Raw genomic sequence first — 21,413 nt, 5'->3', positions numbered from 1 at the left:
CTATTGAGAACACAATGAACGCTACACAAACCACAGAAAGTAATGCCGATCCAGCCGAACTGGCCCGCTTCAATAAACTGGCCAATCGCTGGTGGGATGAAAATTCAGAATTCAAACCCTTGCACAGAATTAATCCACACAGGTTGGAGTGGATAGACAGCCTGGTGCCGCTTGCCGGAAAGCAGGCGCTGGACGTGGGCTGCGGCGGTGGCATATTGGCGGAATCCATGGCGCGTAGAGGAGCGAACGTGACAGGCATAGACCTGGCCGACAAGCCTTTGCAGATCGCTCAATGGCATGCCCAAGCCCAGGGTGTGACTGTGCACTACGCCAAAAGCAGTGCAGAAACCTGGGCGCAGCAGCATACGGCACAATACGATGTGGTCACCTGTATGGAAATGTTGGAGCATGTGCCATCTCCGGTAGCCGTCATTCAGGCCTGCACAGACATGGTCAGGCCAGGTGGCTGGGTATTCTTTTCCACCATTAATCGTAATCCGTTGAGCTATGCACTGGCTATTGCGGCAGCCGAGTACATCATGAACATCCTGCCCCGCGGCACGCATCAATATGCGCGCTTTATCAAACCGGCAGAATTGCTGTTCATGGCAAATAGTGCAGGCCTGGTACTGCAGGACAAGCGCGGCCTGAGTTATAACCCTTTGACGCAACACTTCCGCTTGCATGGTTTCATGGGAGTAGGGTACTTGCTGGCCATGCAGAAGCCACTGAAGCCATGAAATTGTTCAGGCTTGAATGGTTAGAAGATAGTCCAGGTCTGATGCGGTAAAGGCACAGCGATATACGAGTATCCATATCATTAGCAGGGTTGATTTGATGCCAAGTGGCAGCATATTCTTCAAGAGGTGATGGTGACTGCTTGATAGCCATGGCTTCCTACATGAAAGGATACCCGCAATGAATTCGGAACTGTCTCAACGCACGCAACTTACCGGCCTGGGCCGGGCGCTGCGTGATTTGCATAAGCGCTTGATTGACGTCGAAACGCAATATTTTGGTGCGGTGGGTAGCCCGCTGGAGCATTTGCATCTGGTGGTGAATCATCCGCATTTTGCATGGATACAGAAATTGTCCAGCCTGATGACCGAGATGGATGAACGTCTGGACGACGCAAAAGACATCAGCGTGGCCGAAGCCTTTGCGTTTCGTACCGCCTTAGAAGAGCTGATAGGCCCGAATGAGAAGGGCGATATGGAATTTCGTGCCAGGTACAATGTGCTGCTGCATGATTCGCCTGACGTGGTGATGGCCCATGGTGCGGTGCGTCAGATACTGGTCGGTATTCTTCCTGCAAAATAGGTAGGCCCCTGCGCCGCTCTACTGTTGTCCGGAATAGTGTGCTTGACAGAAAATGACTGGTAAATCCCCTTCCTTTCAAGGGGAGGGTTAGGGTGGGGATGGGTTTCGGTCAATTGACGGGCAATGAATTTGTGGCAAAACCCCATCCCAAGCTGCACACAACATCGCTTGCAAGCTGCCTGGATGCGGTCTGCACAAGGTAAAACATGCCACCCCTTTCTCTACCATGCCTTAGCTGAGCCTGCCATCCTCCCCATCAACGTGATGGCGTCGGTAGTTGCTGCGCGTAATCATGCCCATGATTGGTGAGTTTCATAATTGCCTAACAGCGCGACTGAGGGCATTCTTTATCCTGCACAAATTCATGGCGTTCGTTGGTAGGCAGACTTGCCGTATAGTCTGTAACAACGGATAGCCGCTGTGGTTTGTAGCGAAAAATTAAAATAAAATTGAGACAAAAATGCCAAAAATGAACGACAAGGCATGCCGCCACATGGTCGGCTTGCCGGTTTGTGTTCATTTCATCTGCTTTCAAAACTCAATTTACCTAGCCAGGTGCCAGTGATATGGCTGCTTTGCGCACCATTTTTCGCGCCGATTTTCATGCAGATGAACATGGACTAAAACCGATATGAACAGAAAAATGTCAAGACTGGTGTTTGCCGCCGCCGCTTTTTTTATACTGGCCAGCAATAGCTGTTTTGCCCTGGGTGAAAAAAGCTATATCAATCCAACGGCGCAAGCGGGTGATCTGGTGCTGGTTGATGCCAATAGCGCGGCCAGCCTGTATGTTGACAAGGGTGATTTTGCGAGCGTTCAAAGGGCAGTCGGCAATCTGCAAAAAGACATAGAAAGCATTAGCGGCAAAAAACCTGTCATTACCAATGATGCACTGGCCTTGAAGGGACAGGCTGTCATCGTCGGCACCATAGGCCAAAGCAAGTTAGTTGATCAACTGATTGCAGCGCATAAGATTGATGTCAGCGGCATTCTGAATCAATGGGATGCCTATCAACTGGTGACGGTACAAAATCCCTTGCCGGATGTGGCGCAGGCGCTGGTGATTATCGGTAGCAATAAACGTGGTGGCGTATATGGTGTGTATGACCTGTCTGAACAGATAGGCGTGTCACCCTGGTATTGGTGGGCAGATGTGCCTTTGAAAAAGAAGAGCAGCATCGCCATCCAGAAGAATACCCTAGTGCAGGAAATTCCCAAGATTAAATATCGCGGTATTTTTTTGAATGATGAAGCCCCGGCGTTGACCAACTGGGTCGCCAAGAATTACGGCAATTACAATCAGCAGTTTTATGGCAAGGTGTTTGAATTGCTGCTGCGCCTGAAAGCGAATTATCTGTGGCCCGCCATGTGGAACAACGCCTTTAATGTCGATGACGAACAGAACAGGTTCCTGGCGGATGAAGTCGGCATCATCATGGGTACCTCGCATCACGAACCCATGATGCGCGCCCACAAGGAATGGACGGCAGAAAACGGCAAATGGGATTACCAGAGCAATAAAGCCAAACTCTATCCTTTCTGGGAAGGTGGCGTCACCCGCAACAAGAACCAGGAAAGCCTGATCACCGTCGGCATGCGTGGTGATGGCGATGAACCGATGTCAGAAAGCGAAAATATCTCGCTGCTGGAAAACATCGTCAAGGACCAGCGCCAAATCATCAGCAAGGTACACGCCAAACCAGCCGCAGAAGTGCCGCAGGTCTGGGCGCTGTATAAAGAAGTGCAGGCTTACTATGAAAAAGGCATGCGTGTGCCGGACGATGTGACCTTGCTGTGGTGCGATGATAACTGGGGCAATATCCGTCGCCTGCCCAAGCCGGAAGAACGCAAGCGCACTGGCGGTGCCGGTGTCTACTACCACTTTGATTATGTAGGCGGGCCACGTTCTTACCGCTGGATCAATACCAATTCCATTGCCAAGGTATGGGAACAAATGGATCTGGCCTATAACTTTGATGCCAGGCAGGTATGGATAGTTAATGTCGGCGATTTGAAACCTATGGAATACCCCATAGAGTTTTTCTTGCGCATGGCCTGGAACCCGGAAAAATGGCCGAAAGAACGCCTGCCAGAATTCGGCAAGCTATGGGCAGAACGTGAATTTGGCGCAGAACATGCCGCAGAAATCGCCGCCTTGATGACTGGCTATTCCCGCCATAATTATCGCCGCAAGCCAGAGCTGCAAGACGCCACCACTTACAGCCAGTTGCATTACGATGAAGCTGACCGCGTGACGGCAGAGATTAAGGATTTACGCAGCAAGGCAGAAGCACTCTACGCAAAGATGCCGGCAGACTACAAGGATGCGTTTTTCCAGTTGGTGCTGCACCCGGTCAAAGCCAGCGCCATCGTCACCGAGATGTACAACATGGTGGGCAAGAACCGCCTGTATGCCAGACAGGGCCGGGCCAATGCCAACGATTATGCCGAGCAGGCTCGTGCACTGTTTAAAGCTGACGCCGATTTGCAGCGCCAGTACGACACCGAACTCAGCCGGGGCAAGTGGCAGCATTTCATGGACCAGACCCATATCGGCTATATCCACTGGGACCAGCCCGCCGCCAACACCATGCCCTTGCTGTATGACTTGCAGCCACACGATGGTGCGGACATGGGCGTGGCGGTGGAAGACATTGAGCCTGCCTGGCCACAGAATGCCGCCTCCGTCTGGCCGCACCAGGGCAATTACCAACTGGCACGCTTTGACCCTTTTGGAAAGCAGCAGCGCACCATCACGGTGTTTAACAGGGGGACCAAGGCATTCAAGTTCACCGCCAAGGCCAGCGCACCCTGGATCAGTCTTAGCGATACCAGCGGCCAGGTGGTCGGTAGCCAAGGCATCAAGGTGTCGATAGACTGGAGCAAGCTACCCACAGGCAAGGCTGAAGGCGTGATTGACATCAAAGGCACAGGCTGGGGTGGTGCCAGCATTAAAGTATCGGCCCTGAATGTCGCGCCGCTGCCAGAAGATTTCAAAGGCTTTGTCGAGTCAGATGGCAATGTGACGATAGAGGCAGAGCACTATAGCAATAGCAAGAATGTGGGCCAGTTTTCCTGGCAAAAAATCCCGGAACATGGGCGGAATTTGTCTTCCATGGCGGTATTCCCACGCAACGACAGGCATTTTACTGACCTGACCCAGGCCCCTTATCTGGACTACACGGCTTACCTGTATTCGACCAGTGATGTCAGCATCGACACGATTTTCGCCCCGACGCTGCCCTTTGCCGAAGGGCCAGGCCTGCGCTTTGCCATCGCCGTTGATGATGAAAAACCACAGGTTTTCAATATAGTCAAAGACATGAGTTTAAAGGCCTGGGAAGAGTCGGTGAAGGATGAGATGCGTAAAATTAGCAGCCGCCACCACATCGCCAAGGCTGGCGCGCATCGCATACGTATTTACAGCATGGATGCAGGTGTCACGCTGGAGCGCATAGTCGTGAATACCGGCGGCTTGTTTGCCAGCTACCTGGGGCCGCAAGAGAGCGTCAGGAAATAAGGGCGAAGAAATAAGCACCAAAAAAAGCACAAAAAATAAGCGCCAAGAGCTTATTGCAAGATTACATGAAAACCATTTTTATGCATGGGTAAGATAATGAATCAATCTATTCGTAATACCACAATGATGATACGCCAGGTGCGTGTGACACCTATCGCGTTTCGCGACCCGCCTTTGCTCAATGCCAGCGGCATTCATGAACCATGGGCATTGCGCAGCATCATAGAAATTGAAACTGCTGATGGTCGCGTTGGTATTGCCGAAACCTATGGCGACCAGCCCATGCTGAAGGTGCTGGAACAAGCCAAGACCTTGCTGGCAGACCTGACCCCGTTTGACCTGAATGCCATGGAACAGCGCGTGCGCAAGAACATCCTGTCTACCGGCGGTGGGGCAGGGGTGCAGATAGAACTGGCACCCGGCTCGCATACCAATAAAAATGCAGACAAGGTCATCAGCGCGCTGGAAGTGGCCATGCTGGATCTGCAGGGGCAGATTCTGGGTTTGCCGGTTTGTGACCTGCTGGGCGGTACGGTGCGCGATGCTGTGCCTTACAGCGCCTATCTGTTTTACAAATATGCCAAACACGTAGACAACCCTTATCCGGCCGATGCCTGGGGCGAAGCGTTGACGCCGGCGCAGATTGTCCGGCAGGCGCAGACCATGATCGCGCAATACGGTTTTAAAAGCATCAAGCTGAAAGGTGGTGTGATGGAACCGGCACAAGAAATCGCTGCCATCAAGGCATTGCGGGACGCTTTCCCGGCACTGCCATTGCGCCTGGACCCGAACGCCAACTGGTCGCTGGAAACCAGTATCGCGGCGGCCAAAGAACTGGACGACCTGCTGGAATATTATGAAGACCCGACACCAGGTCAAATCGGCATGGCCGAACTGGCAAGGCATTGCGATGCGCCACTGGCCACCAATATGGTGGTCACGACGATGGAAGAGTTCAAGCGCAATGCTTCAACCCATGCAGTCGAAATCCTGCTGTCCGACCACCATTACTGGGGCGGCCTGCGGGCCACCGTGTCGCTGGCGCGCATGTGCGAGGTGTTTGGCATGGGCATGTCCATGCATTCCAATTCCCACCTTGGCATCAGCCTGATGGCCATGACCCATGTGGCTGCGGTCATCCCTGGTCTGACCTATGCGTGCGATACCCATTACCCCTGGCAGGAAGAAGATGTCATCAAGGGCGGGCGAGTGCGCTTTGTCGATGGCGCGGTGCCGGTGCCGATCACACCTGGCCTGGGCGTAGAAATTGACCAGGTCAAACTGGCGGTACTGCATCAGCAATATCTGGAATGCGGCATACGCAATCGTGACGACCTGGGGCAGATGCGCAAATATGATCCCGATTTCAAAGGCGTCTGTCCACGGTTTTGATGCCGCATCGGTAGTGCCAATAAAAAAGAGAGAATACATGAGACAAGCAAAAAAATTATGGTCAGCCTCGCTACTGGCAATCGCCTTGCCCCTGGCTGCTACTATCACCTCAGTTGCCACTGCTGCGGCGGCAGATGTGCACTGGGTGGCATCCTGGGGTACGGCCCAGCAAGTGCCGGAACAAGACAATATGCTGCCCGCCGAACGCTGGCGCGAATCCAGCCTGCGCCAGATTGTGCGTGTCACGCTGGGCGGCAGCCGCGTGCGTGTGCGCTTCACTAATGTGTATGGCACGACACCGCTGTTTATTGAAGCTGCCAGTCTGGCCCGCGCCGTTGCCGCAGGCAAGACCGACGTAGAGGCCGCCAGCCTGCAACAATTGAAGTTTGCCGGTCGCAACAGCGTCATGATACCGGCCGGTGCCGAATACTATAGTGACCCGGTGAACTTGCCGCATACTGCTGCATCTGACCTGGCTATTTCCATGTATTTCAAGGGCGAGCCTGTGCGCCAGACCAGCCACCCCGGTTCACGCACCAACAGTTTTTATATCAAGGGTAACCGTATCCTTGAATCCGCATGGACTGATGCCGGCAAGGTCGTGCACTGGTATCAGATTGCCGATGTCGAAGTGCAGGCACCGCGCAGTGTCGGTGCCGTGGTGGCGATAGGCGATTCGATTACGGATGGCGCTGGCTCCACCACCGATGGCAATGATCGCTGGCCAGACCAGTTGTCTGCCCGTTTGATAAAAGAAGGCGCGCCTGCCATGGGCGTGATCAATGCCGGCATCGGCGGTGGACGCATGCTGCGCGACGGCACCGGCCCCAATCTGGCATCCCGTTTTGAACGCGACGTGATTGCCCGCAGCGGCGTCACGCATGCCATCGTCATGATAGGTGTCAATGATCTGGGTGGCCAGCACCGTAATGGCGATGATGTGCCGGAAGCACGCAAAAAAATCATCGAAGACTTGCTGACCGCCCATATTCAATTGGTGGAACGCGCCCATGCACACGGTATCTGCGTCATCGGTGCTACCATCACCCCGTATATGGGCAGCGACTACTACCGCCCGAATGCCTCCAACGAAGAAGACCGCCAGGCCATCAATAGCTGGATACGTAGCTCCGGGGTGTTTGATGCCGTGGCGGATTTCGATGCCGCCATTCGCGACCCGGCACAGGTAGAACGCATGCGCAAAGAGTATGACACGGGCGATTTCCTGCATCCCTCTACAGCAGGTTTCCGTGCCATGGTCAATGCCATTCCCTTGCCGGCATTGCAGAAGTGTGTGATTCGCCAGTAAGCCCGGCTGTCTGCAGTTTATCCATCATGCTCAAACCAGCGCAGCGATCTTACTGCGCGAGCGTGATCGGGGCTCATGCGCTGCTCAAAATGCTCATGTACTAAAGTACATTCCGCTTTTTGCGCTGCTCTTCACTCCCGCTGACGCTCGCTCGCTACAGATCGTAAACACGTTCTGAGAGACTTTCGGTGGTGCTGCACTGGTTTGATTCTTCCATCCTGAAGAAGCGGTTGATGGATGCCAAGCAAGTTTTTAAGCAAAAATAATCAAGTCGCGTTAACATGGGCGGGTGGCTATAGAGCCCCACGTTGAATCCCACATTCAGCCCATCACTTTTCTTTATTTTTTTTGACTGATTATTCATGAATATTCATCTTTCCCTCATGCCTGTCCTGGCCCTGGTAGCTGGTCTCTGTATCCTGGTTAAACCCAAGCTGGTGAGTTTTATTGTGGCTTTGTACCTGATCGTGGTGGGCCTGGTTGGCATACTGGGTCTGGGGCGTTTCAGTTTTTTTTGATGAACATAGGGGTGGAATAGTGCGCTAATGCTATTTCATCCTTCATTTCCTATGCGGGATGGACATCATGACGACATCGGTATTCCCTCTGGAAGGCGGCTGTGATTGTGGCCACATCCGCTACCGCATGCAGACAACACCGCTGGTGGTGCATTGCTGCCATTGCCGCTGGTGCCAGCGCGAAAGCGGTACGGCATTTGCCCTCAATGCCATGATAGAAGCTGGCCAGGTGCTCAACCTGGGCGGCGAGCCTGACATGGTCGATACCCCATCAAACAGCGGCGCCGGGCAACAAATAGCCCGTTGCCCCCACTGTAGTATTGCCGTCTGGAGCAATTATGCCGGTGCTGGCCCGCTGATGAAGTTTGTGCGCGTCGGCACGCTGGACCAGCCCGATCATTTACCACCAGATATGCATATCTTTACACTATCCAAACAGCCCTGGGTCAACCTGGTTGGGGACATACCTGTCTTTACCGAATACTACGACCGCAACCAGCACTGGTCCGCCAGCAGCCTGGCACGGCGCGCAGCATTGTTACCGCAGATTGAGGCATATCAGGCGACACGCAAGAAATAGTCTTGAGGCACGCAATAGGCAGTGCAGAAAATTAATGTTGAAAAAAATCCCCGTTCACCCAAAGGCAAACGGGGATAGCCTGATCAAGTGCTTTAGTTAAAACTGGCCGAGCTGGTATTAGTATTCGTCAGCGTCTGGGTCTTGAAGTTGACGGTGAAACGATCGCTGGGCTTGCCTGATCCCAGTCCTTTCAAGATGTTAAACACTTGCTTGAATTGGTTCTGGAAAACCACGTTGACAGGGTTCTGGTCCGATGGCTTACCATCCAGCACACTGATAACAGCAGGGCTGGCAGGAAAGGCATTCATCAGTACCTTGTATTGTTTGACCCGGTCTGTACCCATGTCACGCAAGGCCAGTTCGCCTGCATACACGGTACGGTGGAAGTCGCCATAAAATTCGTAAGCCGTTATTTTTGCGAAATCATCCAGTTTATAACCTGCTGCAGTGGCCAGTTGCGTTGCTTTGGCTGTGGCCACCGTCCAGTCGGCGGCCAACTGGCTGGCAGACACCGGCGTGCCGCTGACACTGCCTTTTGACATACAGGTGGCTGTCAAAGGCAAGACACCCGGGATGTCTTTCAATTGCGCGAAAGTGACCTGGGTTTGCAATTGCGACAGGATCAGCATTTGTTTGGTGTCAAGGGTGGTGGCTGCTTCTTTCATTTCGCAAGGCCAGTATTCATCCATGAAACGCAGGCGCGACAGTTCACCAAAATAGAAACGGGTGAATTCGCCATAGGATTTGGTGGCAAGAATATCCTTGCTCCAGCGTTTGCTGATATCGGCGGCAAGATTGCTGTTTTGCAGATAATCGTACTCGGTCTGGTAATACTTGAAGAGTTCGTTATAGCGTGCCACATTGTTTAGCGACACGGTTTCGATATCGACAGTATCCTGGTCTTTGTATTTGACGATTTTGTAGGCCGCACCAAATACGGCCAGTGATGGCGACTGTACGTTGACGAAATAATTGCCGGAAGCATCCTTGTAATCATTGGTGCCATTGAAATGCATGTGGCCACCCATGTGCAATTGCATGCCGGTTGCTGCCAGCGCGGTGGTTGTGGCCAGGTCAGGTACGCGGCTCACCTGGAAGGCGCCAGATTTGAAGACGGCTTTCATGGCATCGGTCTGATTCGCATAAAAATCCATGGTCGGATAATGTGAGAACGCGATCAGGCGCTTGCCCTGGGACTTGGCGCGTGCGGTAACGGTCTTGATCCATGCCAGTAAATGCTTTTTATGTGTCAATACCTTGTTCCAGCCAGCATTGCCGGCACCATCAAAGCCCTTGAATGCCTTGGCATTGACAGGGTCAAATGCGCTGTTGGGGATGTGGACATTGGCATCAATCGACAATAACCAGACACCCTTGACTGGTTCCACCAGATAGCTGGAATCGATAATGCTGGTGCATTTGGTAAACGACTTGCCCAGGGCTTTTTCACCTTCGGCTTTGTAGCTGCCGCCTTCGCCTTCTGCACAAATTTCAAACTGGCGATTTTTTACATCGGCACTGGTGAGTGCAGCGTCATAACTGTAGGCAGTGCTGCCGTAGCTGGAAAACGGGGTTTCCCAATACACGTCAGCCTTGTTGGGCATATAGCCAAATTCACCCAGTTGGTTGATCAGCTTTTCGTAACCCAGTTCCATCAACTGGTTGGTACAGGCCACCGTGGCGTCCTGCGATTTGCAGCCAGAATAATTGACGGCAAAGACTTTTTGTTCCTTGCCCTCTGCCGTCAGGAAATCGCTTTTACCCGCTTCGTCATCATCATATGGTTCGTTTGGATCGTGATTGCCGGGGGCAATGAAGAAACGCATGCCTTTGGCCTGGTATTCTTTCAAGATCGCCGCGATGCCATCGATATTGACGGGCTGTGCATCATCCGAATAATCGCCCGACAAGGCTACCAGCCGGATGCCACGCGCATAGGCGTCGTCCAGTGCACCACGAAAGGCGAAATAGTTTTCGTTAAACAGGCGGGTAGAGGTCAATTGCGCATACATGGTGCGGATGGTCGCAAATTTGCCATCGCCGGTGGAGATGCCAGAAAACTTGGCATTTTTAAGATCACCGTAGACATTTTCAAAGTGCACGTCCGACATGACGGCCACGGCAGGTGTTTCTGCCTCGGCTGCTGGTGTTGCGGCATCCTTGCTGTCACCGCAGGCAATCAATGCCAGCGGCAGGCAGAATGAAAGCAATTGCTTGACGGCTTTGCCTTCATTTAAAAAACGAAGATTCATGGTATTTCCTGTCACAGGTTTTTTGAACGGCACATCTGGGCTGGCCAGATGCCGAAAGGTAGGCTGAGGTGTGGTGCCAAAGATCAGAAAAATTGGCCACCTTCAGTAAGCGCGATTGTAAAGTTGCTTGATGACAAGCTTGTGACGATGGTGTCCGTATATCAACCTGCGGGCTGCTTAAGCTTGAACCTGATGGAATTTTCTGATTTGTTGCTATAGGGGGAATTTGATTGATGCCTGATGAAGTGTAGACAGGCATTGGCAAGGAGTCCGAATATCTGCGCATGCAAAAAGTGACAAAACTGTGATGTCGATAAAGCAAATAAATGGAAATTTATGTATGCCAGGACAGGGGGCTGAATTATAATTTCTTAACATTCCGCATATGTAAAGGGCAAAGTGTTTTTTGAAATAAAATGTAATGCCTGCTTATCGACTTATAAAAAACTGCCCAATGAATAAATCACTGCTGTTTGCCATTTTTTGCCTGAGTTTGTCTGCTTCCTGCATTGCGCATGCCGAAGTCCGTAAATGCGTCACCAGTACTGGTGAAACGATTTATACCGACCAACCCTGCAACGCCAAAGTCGGCAGCGTTGCCACTGAAGTCAAGAACGACAGCACCTTGCGCAAGATTACTTCTTTGCAAAGAGAAAAAGATACCGGTAAAAGCTGCTGGGTGCTGATGCATCGTTACAGTCAATGCAGTACCAGCATTGACAGCGTGCTGATGACCAATTTCAAGGAAAACTGCGACAGACCGTCTGAGAAGTTTATCAAAGACAGCAATGCGGAAGCAGATAACGTCTACAAAAAGACCTATCGGGACAATCGCTATAACCGTGAGCAAGCACCAGATGCCGATGATCTGGAATACAGCCACCGCTCCGTAAGCAAAAGCCGCGCTGTGCTTCAGTGCGAGGTACTGCAAAAAGACATGTGGAGTTACCTGAAAAATAATTTCAGCGAAAAAATACCACCGCAAGATGCCAAAGGCATTGAATACCGCTTGCTGGGATTGCCCGATCCTTCTACCAGTGAAGTCGCGTATAAAAAGAAACGCTAAAAACCGATAAAAACGATCAAGCGTGATCAGAACAAGATGACGTAAAAATGGCCTGCTATATTGCTATAGCAGGCCATTTTCATGGCTGACAATTTTATGCAATTGTTCAGTCAGACAGGTTGAACCATTGCGGCAGGAAATCAATTCGAAGTATACGTTCTACACCTACCGGTGGACGTCCATTGCCAGCCGTCGGATAATGAGGCGCAATCAATTTCCAAAGTATTGACCAGGGCACAACATGATTCATCTCGGATAAAAATACTGCTCGCTTGGTTGTCTTGGCGTAGCGTTCAAAGCTATCCTGCGCAAATGTAGTCTGTTTCAAGGCTTCAATGATTGACAGGGGAACATGCTTCTATTAACGTTTCTGAATAGGCTTGCGTTTACTTAATCAGAGATTCCTTATGAATCTCCACTCGTCGTTTATACTCAGTACGCCGCATTGCTACAACATCCGATTGATTCTGTTAATTAGCCCAGTGTTGTGCCTGGTATTTGAAGCCGCCTTGAAATTTGGAGATGAATTATGGCGCAATGCCCCGTTTCGAAGGCGCAGCTGCTTGTCCGAGCAATAACTTTGCTCGCCTTGATGCCGCTAGCCTTGCGAGCTCAGGAAAGCAAAGCCATATCACAGTGGGATATTCAGACGACCCCGAACGCAGTAAAAATTATGCGCGATGCCGCCATCCGGTTCGAGCAGGCCAATCCTGGCCACAAGGTCGAGCAATCCCATATCCTCAACGATGCTTACAAGACCAAGCTCAAAATTGCTTTCAGTGCCCATGAACCGCCGTGCGTGTTCATATCCCGGGGCGGCGAGGCGCTGCGTGAATATGTAAAATCCAATCAGGTACTCGATTTGACACCGCTACTGGCCAAGGGCAGCGGTTTTCGTGAACGCTTCATGTCGGCCGGATTCAATTTGGTGACCTTTGACGGGAAGCAGTATGGCGTTCCCGGTGAGAATATTGCGGTGGCGGTCATGTTGTATAACAAGGAGATTTTTGCAAAATATGAGCTGACGCCGCCAAAGACATGGGATGAGCTGATGAATGTAGTGGCGGTGTTAAAAGCAAATCATATTGCGCCGCTCGCTCTGGCAAACAAAAATAAATGGCCGGGATCAATGTATTACGCCTATCTGGTCGACCGCATTGGTGGCTCAAGTGTGTTTCAAAAAGCGGTCGATCGCGCTCCGGGTGGCAGTTTTACGGCGCCAGCCTTTATTGAAGCTGGCAAGCGGATCCAAGATTTGGTTAAGGCTGGAGCCTTTGCGCAAGGCTACAATGGACTTGATTATGAGGTTGGGGCCTCACGCCGTCTACTTTACTCGGGGCGTGCGGCAATGGAATTGATGGGAAGCTGGGAGATCGCCACCATTCAACGCGAAAATCCCAAATTCTACGAAAAACTCGACTTCTTCGCCTTTCCCGCAGTGCCAGGCGGAAAAGGGAATCCGAACACCGTCGTGGGGACAGTGGGCGACAATTTCTTCAGTGTTTCGTCGGCATGCAAGGACCCCGATGCCGCGTTTCGGCTCATTCAATTCCTGACCGATTACACTTCCGCGCTGGCGCGTCTGGATGACATGCGGATCATTCCTGTCAAAGGCCTGAAGGCGAGCGCCCCTTACTTGAATCGCATAATGGACTTGGTTGTGCAAGTCCCTAATGTACAACATTGGTATGACCAGGAATTATCGCCGACGATGGCGGAGCTCCACAAGGATATTACTCAGGCAATCTTTGGACTCTCCTTGTCGCCTGAAGTCGCGGCGCAGCAGATGGAAGATGCTGCCAAGGCAGAACTTCGCTATCGTTCATTACCTGTTGTCCATCGTTGGCGTTTCGGCGGCTAAGGAGAGCTGTGATCATGCACCAGAAAACAAGAATGGCACAGCCTCTTTCTACGGCAGATCAGCAAGCATGATGGCCCCGCAGCCGCGCAAGCCGGGACGGGAGAGCTTACGGAAAAATGCCTTCATTGTGCTGTTCCTGACGCCAGCAGTGCTATTTCTTTGCGTCTTCCTCCTGTATCCCTTGGTCAGCAGTTTTCAGCTTTCTTTGCTCGACTGGAATGGTTTAGGGAGTGGCGGACACTTTATCGGCTTGGCCAACTGGCGCATCTTGGCAACCGATCAGTTGTTTTGGAAGGCGCTGAGAAACAATGTTCTGTTGGCGATTTTTTCCATTCTGATTCAGATGCCGATTGCGTTGGTGCTTGCGCTGGTGCTGGATAGGGCCAGCAAGGGTTCGCGCATCCTCAAGATTCTCTACTTTATGCCCATGTTGATGTCGAGTGTCGCGCTGGGCGTGCTGTTCAAGAATATCTTTGATCCGAACTTTGGTCCGCTCAATGAATTCCTTCGCGCGGTTCATCTTGACTGGCTGGCGCAAGATTGGCTGGGTGACACGCGTTACTCGCTCGGGGCAGTGATCGCCGTCGTATGCTGGCAGAACATCCCCTTTTATATGGTGCTGTTTCTGGCTGGCCTGTCTTCGTTTCCCGCAGAGGTCGGCGAGGCTGCTCGGCTTGACGGGGCGAGCGAGCGCACAATTTTCTGGCACATCAAGCTTCCGCACCTTCAGGGGACCATCAGGACGGCAGTTTTTCTCACGGCTGTCGGTTCACTGCGTTACTTCGATCTGACCTATGTGATGACGGAAGGAGGTCCGGAAGGCGCATCGGAACTGATGGCTACCTACATGTATCGCACGGTATTTAGTTCATCCCAGCTTGGCTATGGCAGCGCGGTGGCATCGGGGATGTTCCTGGTGGTAACGATCATAGCGGCAAGCGTCCTGCGATTGACCCGACGCTACCAAACGGAGGTCTGAAATGAGCTCAAGATCATCCGCTTGCGGTATCGCACCACGTTTCGCCGTGGGAGTCTTGGGGATGTTGTGGTTGGCAGTGACGACCTTGCCGTTTATCTTTGTCGTCATGACCAGTCTGAAGTCACCTGAGGAGACTTTTTCCAGCCCGGTTTGGGCCTTGCCGCAACATCTGGACGTGAGCAGCTATGTCGAAGTGCTGCAAGGTGCCTTTGGTACCTATTTGAAAAACAGTGTTATTGTTGTCGTTGTGTCGATAGGCTTGATCCTGATGATTAGCTCGATGGCGGCGTACGTACTGGCTCGCATCCAGTTTCGGTTGAGCAAGCCGCTCTTTGGGCTGATTGTCTCGGCCATGATTGTGCCGCTGCACATCACGCTGATACCGATTTACCTGATGACCACTAAAATGGGTATCTATGACACGCAGTTTGCGCTGATTGGGCCGTATGTTGCCACCAGCCTGCCCGTGTCCATATTCATACTGACCGAGTTCATGAGGCAGATCCCGCGCGAGCTGGGGGAGGCGGCTCTGCTCGATGGCTGCGGGCCTTTTGAAATTTTCTGGAAGGTGTTTTTGCCCCTGTCGGGTCCGGGGCTATCGACCGTGGCCATCTACAACGGCATCTCGTTATGGAATGAATTTATCATTGCCTACGTTCTCACGTCGACGCCGCAACACCGCACCTTGCCACTGGCCGTGTGGGATTTCCAGGGACAGTACGCCTCGAATATTCCCGCAATGCTGGCTGCAGTGACGCTCACGTCGCTACCGCTGATCGTCGCCTACGCCTTTGGCCAGGAACGTATTGTGAAAGGGATGATGGCGGGCGCACTCAAAGCTTAAGATTGCCGGGACAAAGTATTGGCGCATGAAATGTCGTCAGTTGATCTGTTAACGGTCGCCGGGCAACATCAGTCGCCCTTGAGGCCTGGGTGACGATTTCTCTGTTCTCCTCCTCGTATCCGGTGGTCTGATCGATCCGGGGTGGGGCGAGTCCCGCATTTCTCATGAATGGCTAGCGTACGATTCCTTTTGTTTTCTGCGACATGTCATCGGAAGCTCGAAAGCGATATCGCAAGCCGGAGAAAATGAATTGGAATTTGCGATTTCCTTGCGATACATTGGGTCTGCACGATAGGCAACGACAAGCCGCTTATCGCTTATGCAACATGCTTAATGCCGTCGAGACTATCCTCCCCTCCAGAATGATGGAAGTGTCGGCAGAGAGAGACGCGTTTCAACATGGTCGCCGGATGAATCCAGGCATTCGATGGCGATTCAAATTCATAATTCATGCAAATGCACAAGGAGACAAATGAAACATCATGGACTTTGCTCGCGCCGCAGATCAGCATCCTTTCTAGGCCGGGCGTTCTGCGGGATTGGTATGTTGGTTTGCGCCGCCCTCACTGCGTGTGGCGGCGGAACGGCTTCACAGCTTTCAGTTCCCGCAGCTGACTTAACCGGCCCTCTCGCCAAGAATAATTTGACCGGGGCGGTCACCCTCATTCACGATCCGGCCATTATTCGCCAGGGCGATACGTGGTACGTCTATTCTACGGATGCCCCGGTCAGTCAGCGTGGCGTGATTCCTATTCGTTGCAGTAAGGACAAAGTCGCCTATACTGATTGCGGTTTCGTATTCCCCGCGATGCCTTCCTGGATCGCGTCCACTGTGCCGGGGGCAACCATGATATGGGCGCCGGACATCTCATACTTTGGCGGAAGCTATCACATGTATTACGCCGCTTCGGTGATGGGACTGAATACTTCCGCTATTGGCGTCGCGACAAATTCGACGCTCGATCCGACGGACCCGGTATATAAATGGGTCGACCATGGCCCCATTCTCACCTCCAATTCGAGCAGCAACTTCAATGCCATCGACCCTAATATTTTGGTCGATAGCGACGGCAAGGTCTGGCTAAACTTCGGCAGCTTCTGGGGAGGCATATTCCAGCATGAAATCGATGCGGCAACGGGCATGGTCAAGGCGAGCAGCACTATAAGGAATATCGCGCGCCGCGCCAGCACGGTCCTGTACGATCCTGTCGAAGGAGCGTCCATGATCCATGCTGGTTCGTATTACTACCTGTTTGTCTCGTGGGATTCCTGCTGCGACGCCAATCCTGCCAATAGCAATTATAAGATTGTCGTCGGGCGCGGCACTTCGCCGAACGGTCCCTTCTATGACAAGGACGGCAAGGACATGCTGTTGGGAGGTGGGACAATTTTATTGCTAGGAAATAGCCAATGGAGCGGTCCTGGTGGGCAAACCGCATATGTCGATCCGGGCGATGCAACGCATAAGGCTGCCAGTCTGATTACCTTCCATGCTCTCAATTTGTCGCGCAATGGACTGGACTATCTGTTCGTAAATTCGCTCGACTTCACATCGGGATGGCCGGAGATCGTGCCTTAATCCATTTAGCCATCGCGGGCCGAGCTATTGCGCGTCCCGTGGCTTTGCGGTGGATGCTCGTACGATCAATTCCAAGTCGTGGATACATTCCATCGGGGGAGAATGGTGTCTCCCTTCCTGAATTTCGGTCAGGAGTTCGATGCCGCGCGCGGCCATGCGCGCCGTTGGAATGGCGACGGTCGTCAGTGCCGGCCGAGACTGGCTTGCCACCATGATATTTGTGATGCTCACAACGGAAAGATCATCCGGCAGCTTGCGTCCCAAACTTGCAGCTGCTTCCAGCACGCCGATTGCCGCCAGATCGTTGGACACGAATATCGACGTGAGGTCCGGCATGGAAGTAAGGAGTTCAATTCCAGTCTCTTTTCCTGCTTCAAAAGTATCTGCGCAATATCGAACTGCAGAGGCGGGGCAATTTATCCGTGCAGAGCGCAATACATCGCGAAACCCTTTATAGCGCATGTCGTGGATACCGTTTTTAGGACTGGCAATGATCGCGCCGATTGCCCGGTGCCCGAGTGCGACGAGATGTTCTGTGGCCATGCGACCGGCTTGCCGGCCGTCAAATGCCAGGCAGGGTATTCCCGGAGGCGAGTCGGGATCCTCCCACAAATCGATGACAACGGGGATGCCTCGTTGGACTACGCGCTTGAGTTGCTCAAAGTTGATGTCTGGATAGTTGGCGACCAGAATTCCGTCTGACAACGAGCCCGCTACCTCGTCGAGGAATCGGTTTTCATCGTCCAATTCATGATCCGTGTTGCATACAATCAGGTAACGGCCTTGCCGACGGGCGGCCAGACCTACGTGCAACATGAATTCTGGGTAGAACGGGTTTGTGATGCAGGGTAGCATCAGCGCGAAGGTGGGCGCCTTGCGTTCCACCAGTGCACGCGCCGTGAGATTGGGGTGATAGCGCAATAGCGCGACAGCATCCAGCACACGCTGTCGTGTCAGTTCGCCAGTTTTTCCGCGCCCGCGCAAAACATTAGTGACGGTTGTCGGTGTGACGCCGGCATGGGCTGCGACTTCCTTAATTGTTGCCATCTAAATTTTTCCCCAAGGTGTTGCGGATTTGCGCTGCGTCCCGAGATTTTCCTTGAATTTGGTTTTACGTTCAACTAGAATCGAAAAAATACTAGGTTTAACGATAAACCAAATAAGAATATGTAAGGAGATGAAGCTGTGGCTGCCATCAATTTGCGCGTGCGCCAATGCATGTCCGCCGGAAGATCCCTGCGGACACGTAGCTATTCCGAGTTGCGCGAAGTGGCTGCCGACCCCAGGCGTCCCGCCGTCGGCTTGCTACCATCAAGCTGTGACCGACAAGGTGGCGCTCGTTCAGCGTTTCTAATGCTTCCGACTCTCCGAAGCCAGCGCTGCTTGCCGGCGATCGGTTTGTGCGCCCGATTTTCGGGCCAATACGTCGAAATGGACGGCTGACCATGCCTTGTCGCTCGATACTGTCTGCCTCCGAACGGGCCGGCTTGGGTGCCCTGCCGGGATGCGAGGATGAATTGCGGCTCCTCTACACCTTTAGCGAGTCGGATATTGCGCTGATCCGGCTGCGCCGCGGCGACGCCAACCGTCTCGGCTTTGCCGTGCAACTGGCCTTACTGCACTATCCGGGATATGCGCTGGGGACCGACGCGCAAGTCCCTGTGGCCATGATTAACTGGATCGCCTGGCAGGTAAGGGTCGATGCCGGTTCCTGGGCGAAGTATGGCGTGCGCGACGAGACCCGACGCGAACATGTTAAGGAGTTGCGCTGCTATCTCGGTTTGTCTTCCTTCGGCCTGTCGGACTTCCGTTTTCTGGTGCGTTTGCTTGCAGAGGTCGCAATGCGGACGGACAATCCGCTGCGGCTGGCCGAACATGCGATGGCGGTGCTGCGCCAGCGGCGGGTTATCCTGCCGGCGTTGAAGGTAATCGACCGGGTATGCGCAGATGCGCTCGCTTGTGCCAACCGGCGCACCCATCGTGCGTTGGTCAAGCCGTTAAGCGAACGTCATCGCTGTCAGCTCGACGGTCTGCTGCAGGTGAAGCCTCACGGCAGTCTGACTTGGCTTACGTGGCTGCGGCGCTCGCCGTCAAAGCAGAACCCGCAGTCCATACTCGAACATATCGCACGCCTGAAGACACTCCAGTCGCTGGAGTTACCGGACGGAATAGGCCGTAGAATCGATCAGAACCGTCTGCAGAAGATCGCTCACGAGAGCGTGAAAATGTCGGCGGCTGACATGGTAAAACTCGCGAGCGAGCGTCGTTATGCCATGTTGCTTGCAGAGATGTCGGAGCGAATGGCAACCGTTACCGACGAGATTATCGACTTGCACGACGGTATTCTATTAGAACTGTTCTGTGGCGCGAAGACGAAATATCTGCAGCATGTCGGCGTGCCGGGCAAGACATCCAATGGGATTGGGGTGCGATATTTCCGGATGGGGCAGGCCTTGCCGGAGAGTCGGCAGGCAGGCAGCGTTTCTTATGCCGCCATCGAGGCGATTGCCACCTGGGACGATGTCGAACACGGCGAGTCCGATCAGCTTGCGCCGCAAGAATCGTCCGGCCACCTGTGCTTTGTTCGTGAGCAGTTCAGTACGCTGCGCCGCTATACGCCAGCATTTCTCGACGTATTCACGTTGCACGCCACGCCGGCTGCCCAAGACCTGCTCGATGCAATCAAGGTCGTGCGTCGCATGAACACTGGGTACGTCCTTAAAGTGCCAGCCGATGCTCCTGCCGGCTTCATCAGGCTAGAATGGCGGGGACGGGTGATCAGCGACGCCGGTATCGATCGCCGCCTCTATGAAATTTGCACCCTGGATGCGCTGAAGGACGCGCTGCGCTCTGGTGATATTTGGGTAGACGGTTCGCGCCGATTCAAGAGTCTCGACGAGTACCTGTTGCCTGCCAAGAAATTCCAGGCACTTAAGCGAGCGAACGAACTGCCTCTTGCTGTCGACGCCGCCTGCGATCGGTATCTGCACGATCGATTGACGCTCCTGGAAGAACGGCTTGATGTGGTCAACCGCCTCGCATCAACCAACGCGCTGCCGGGGGTAAGCATCACCGCGGCCGGGCTGGAGATCGCGCCACTCGAACCGACGAAGGACGCTATCCGAACATTCATTGAAAAGGCGACCAGGCGGCTGCCTAGCGTGAAGCTTACCGAACTCTTGATGGACGTGGATGAATGGACGGACTTCACGCGTCACTTTGTTCATCTGAAGGACGGGAAGCAGGCAAAGGACAAGACCCTGTTGCTATCCGTGATCTTGGCCGACGGCATCAATCTCGGCTTGAACAAGATGGCCGACTCCTGTCCCGGAACGACCTATGCCAGGCTGAAGTGGCTGCAAGCGTGGCATGTGCGTGAAACCGGCTATTCCGCTGCGCTGGCCGAGTTGTCCGGCGTACCCTATACGCACGACGGTCCGCGCCAGGATACCGAACTGCGCGCGGAGGAGCATTGCGTCGACCATGCGTTCGCATTGGCGCACTTGCTCGGCATCCAATTCGTGCCGGGGCTCTTCGACATGAAGGCCGTGCGGCTGTACACCGTCAACAATGACGATGACACGTCGGCGCTGAAGACGCTCATTGGAGGAGTGCTTGATTTGAAGCACATACGCACGCATTGGGACGAGATACTGCGACTCGCCATCTCGATCAGGCAGGGCACGTTGACAGCCTCGCTGGCACTCCGAAAGATAGGTGGTCGCTCTCGTCAGGATGGCTTGGGCGTGGCGCTGCGCGAGCTGGGACGCATCGAACACACCTTGTTCATTCTCGACTGGCTTCAAAACGTCGAGTTGCGCGGCCGCGTGCACGCCGAGCTGGAAAGGCGCGAAGCACGCGACGCGCTGGCCCGCTCGGTTTTCGTTAGCCGTTTGGATGGTGTACGCGACCATACTTTCGAACGCGATCGCTATCGCGCCAGCGGTCTTAACCTGGTGACACAGGCCATCATGTTCTGGAACACAGTTCACTTGAAACGTGCGATGCACACATCGCTGGATGGCGACAACGTTGTCGACGACAAGCTGCTGCACCATCTTTGGCCGACAAGTTGGGAGCATATCGACCTGACGGGGCCCTATGTTTGGCGGCAGAAGAATGCTTAGCGTACGTTTTTTTCTGATCTCTGCAATGCCCAGTCGGCATTACGAAAACAAGATCGGTTAGCCGAG

General features: G+C 53.3%; 15 protein-coding genes and 1 pseudogene. 13 read left to right on the top strand and 3 right to left on the bottom strand.

The genetic code is table 11. From position 1 onward, the window contains the following. Positions 1-14: 14 nt before the first annotated feature. From ubiG to ACO0LM_RS23635, 7 genes are all read left to right on the top strand, one after another. The gene (ubiG, locus tag ACO0LM_RS23665; protein ID WP_423040543.1) at positions 15-740 is read left to right on the top strand and encodes a bifunctional 2-polyprenyl-6-hydroxyphenol methylase/3-demethylubiquinol 3-O-methyltransferase UbiG; all 726 of its coding nucleotides are present in this window, start codon (positions 15-17) and stop codon (positions 738-740) included. Between the two features lie 178 nt (positions 741-918). Further along, a complete protein-coding gene (locus tag ACO0LM_RS23660) occupies positions 919-1,320 on the top strand; it encodes a hypothetical protein (protein WP_423040541.1) in 402 nt (133 codons plus the stop codon). 631 nt (positions 1,321-1,951) lie between these two features. Then, on the top strand, positions 1,952-4,840 hold the full coding sequence (locus tag ACO0LM_RS23655; protein WP_423040539.1) for a glycosyl hydrolase 115 family protein: 2,889 nt from the start codon (positions 1,952-1,954) through the stop codon (positions 4,838-4,840). 96 nt (positions 4,841-4,936) lie between these two features. Continuing rightward, positions 4,937-6,232 (top strand): glucarate dehydratase family protein, encoded by a 1,296-nt coding sequence (locus ACO0LM_RS23650; protein ID WP_423040537.1) that lies wholly within the window; start codon positions 4,937-4,939, stop codon positions 6,230-6,232. A gap of 37 nt (positions 6,233-6,269) precedes the next feature. After that, positions 6,270-7,541, top strand: a complete 1,272-nt coding sequence (locus tag ACO0LM_RS23645; protein ID WP_423040535.1) for an SGNH/GDSL hydrolase family protein — start codon at positions 6,270-6,272, stop codon at positions 7,539-7,541. A gap of 362 nt (positions 7,542-7,903) precedes the next feature. Then, positions 7,904-8,059 (top strand): DUF3096 domain-containing protein, encoded by a 156-nt coding sequence (locus tag ACO0LM_RS23640; protein WP_423040533.1) that lies wholly within the window; start codon positions 7,904-7,906, stop codon positions 8,057-8,059. Between the two features lie 67 nt (positions 8,060-8,126). Beyond that, positions 8,127-8,639, top strand: a complete 513-nt coding sequence (locus ACO0LM_RS23635; RefSeq protein WP_423040531.1) for a GFA family protein — start codon at positions 8,127-8,129, stop codon at positions 8,637-8,639. A gap of 92 nt (positions 8,640-8,731) precedes the next feature. Here ACO0LM_RS23635 and ACO0LM_RS23630 read toward each other — a convergent pair whose 3' ends face one another. Then, complete coding sequence (locus ACO0LM_RS23630; RefSeq protein WP_423040529.1) at positions 8,732-10,891, bottom strand: metallophosphoesterase; 2,160 nt, start codon at positions 10,889-10,891, stop codon at positions 8,732-8,734. A 454-nt stretch (positions 10,892-11,345) separates the two neighbouring features. On the opposite strand from ACO0LM_RS23630, the gene ACO0LM_RS23625 reads away from it, so the two are divergent. Continuing rightward, positions 11,346-11,957 carry a DUF4124 domain-containing protein gene (locus ACO0LM_RS23625; protein WP_423040527.1) on the top strand — a complete coding sequence of 204 codons (612 nt, stop codon included), beginning with the start codon at positions 11,346-11,348 and terminating at the stop codon, positions 11,955-11,957. Between the two features lie 109 nt (positions 11,958-12,066). Here ACO0LM_RS23625 and ACO0LM_RS23620 read toward each other — a convergent pair. Continuing rightward, positions 12,067-12,285 (bottom strand): annotated as a pseudogene (locus ACO0LM_RS23620) (IS5/IS1182 family transposase); the annotation flags it as partial. Between the two features lie 201 nt (positions 12,286-12,486). Between ACO0LM_RS23620 and ACO0LM_RS23615 the strand changes: the two are divergent. From ACO0LM_RS23615 to ACO0LM_RS23600, 4 genes are all read left to right on the top strand, one after another. Next, a complete protein-coding gene (locus tag ACO0LM_RS23615) occupies positions 12,487-13,818 on the top strand; it encodes an extracellular solute-binding protein (RefSeq protein ID WP_423040525.1) in 1,332 nt (443 codons plus the stop codon). Further along, on the top strand, positions 13,751-14,797 hold the full coding sequence (locus tag ACO0LM_RS23610) for a carbohydrate ABC transporter permease (protein ID WP_423040523.1): 1,047 nt from the start codon (positions 13,751-13,753) through the stop codon (positions 14,795-14,797). Before ACO0LM_RS23615 ends, ACO0LM_RS23610 begins: the two co-directional genes overlap by 68 nt. Position 14,798: 1 nt before the next feature. After that, positions 14,799-15,641, top strand: coding sequence for a carbohydrate ABC transporter permease (locus tag ACO0LM_RS23605; protein ID WP_423040521.1), 843 nt, complete (start codon positions 14,799-14,801; stop codon positions 15,639-15,641). 472 nt (positions 15,642-16,113) lie between these two features. After that, positions 16,114-17,220 (top strand): arabinan endo-1,5-alpha-L-arabinosidase, encoded by a 1,107-nt coding sequence (locus tag ACO0LM_RS23600; protein ID WP_423040519.1) that lies wholly within the window; start codon positions 16,114-16,116, stop codon positions 17,218-17,220. 24 nt (positions 17,221-17,244) lie between these two features. On the opposite strand, the gene ACO0LM_RS23595 is transcribed toward ACO0LM_RS23600, so the two are convergent. Beyond that, a complete protein-coding gene (locus ACO0LM_RS23595; protein ID WP_423040517.1) occupies positions 17,245-18,267 on the bottom strand; it encodes a LacI family DNA-binding transcriptional regulator in 1,023 nt (340 codons plus the stop codon). A gap of 398 nt (positions 18,268-18,665) precedes the next feature. Here ACO0LM_RS23595 and ACO0LM_RS23590 point away from each other — a divergent pair, with 398 nt between their 5' ends. Further along, complete coding sequence (locus ACO0LM_RS23590; RefSeq protein ID WP_423040515.1) at positions 18,666-21,347, top strand: Tn3 family transposase; 2,682 nt, start codon at positions 18,666-18,668, stop codon at positions 21,345-21,347. Positions 21,348-21,413 lie beyond the last annotated feature (66 nt).

Origin of the sequence: Undibacterium sp. Di26W (assembly GCF_049340265.1) — a bacterium.
GTDB lineage: Bacteria > Pseudomonadota > Gammaproteobacteria > Burkholderiales > Burkholderiaceae_D > Undibacterium.
This window is presented reverse-complemented; position numbering and strand designations above follow the sequence as displayed.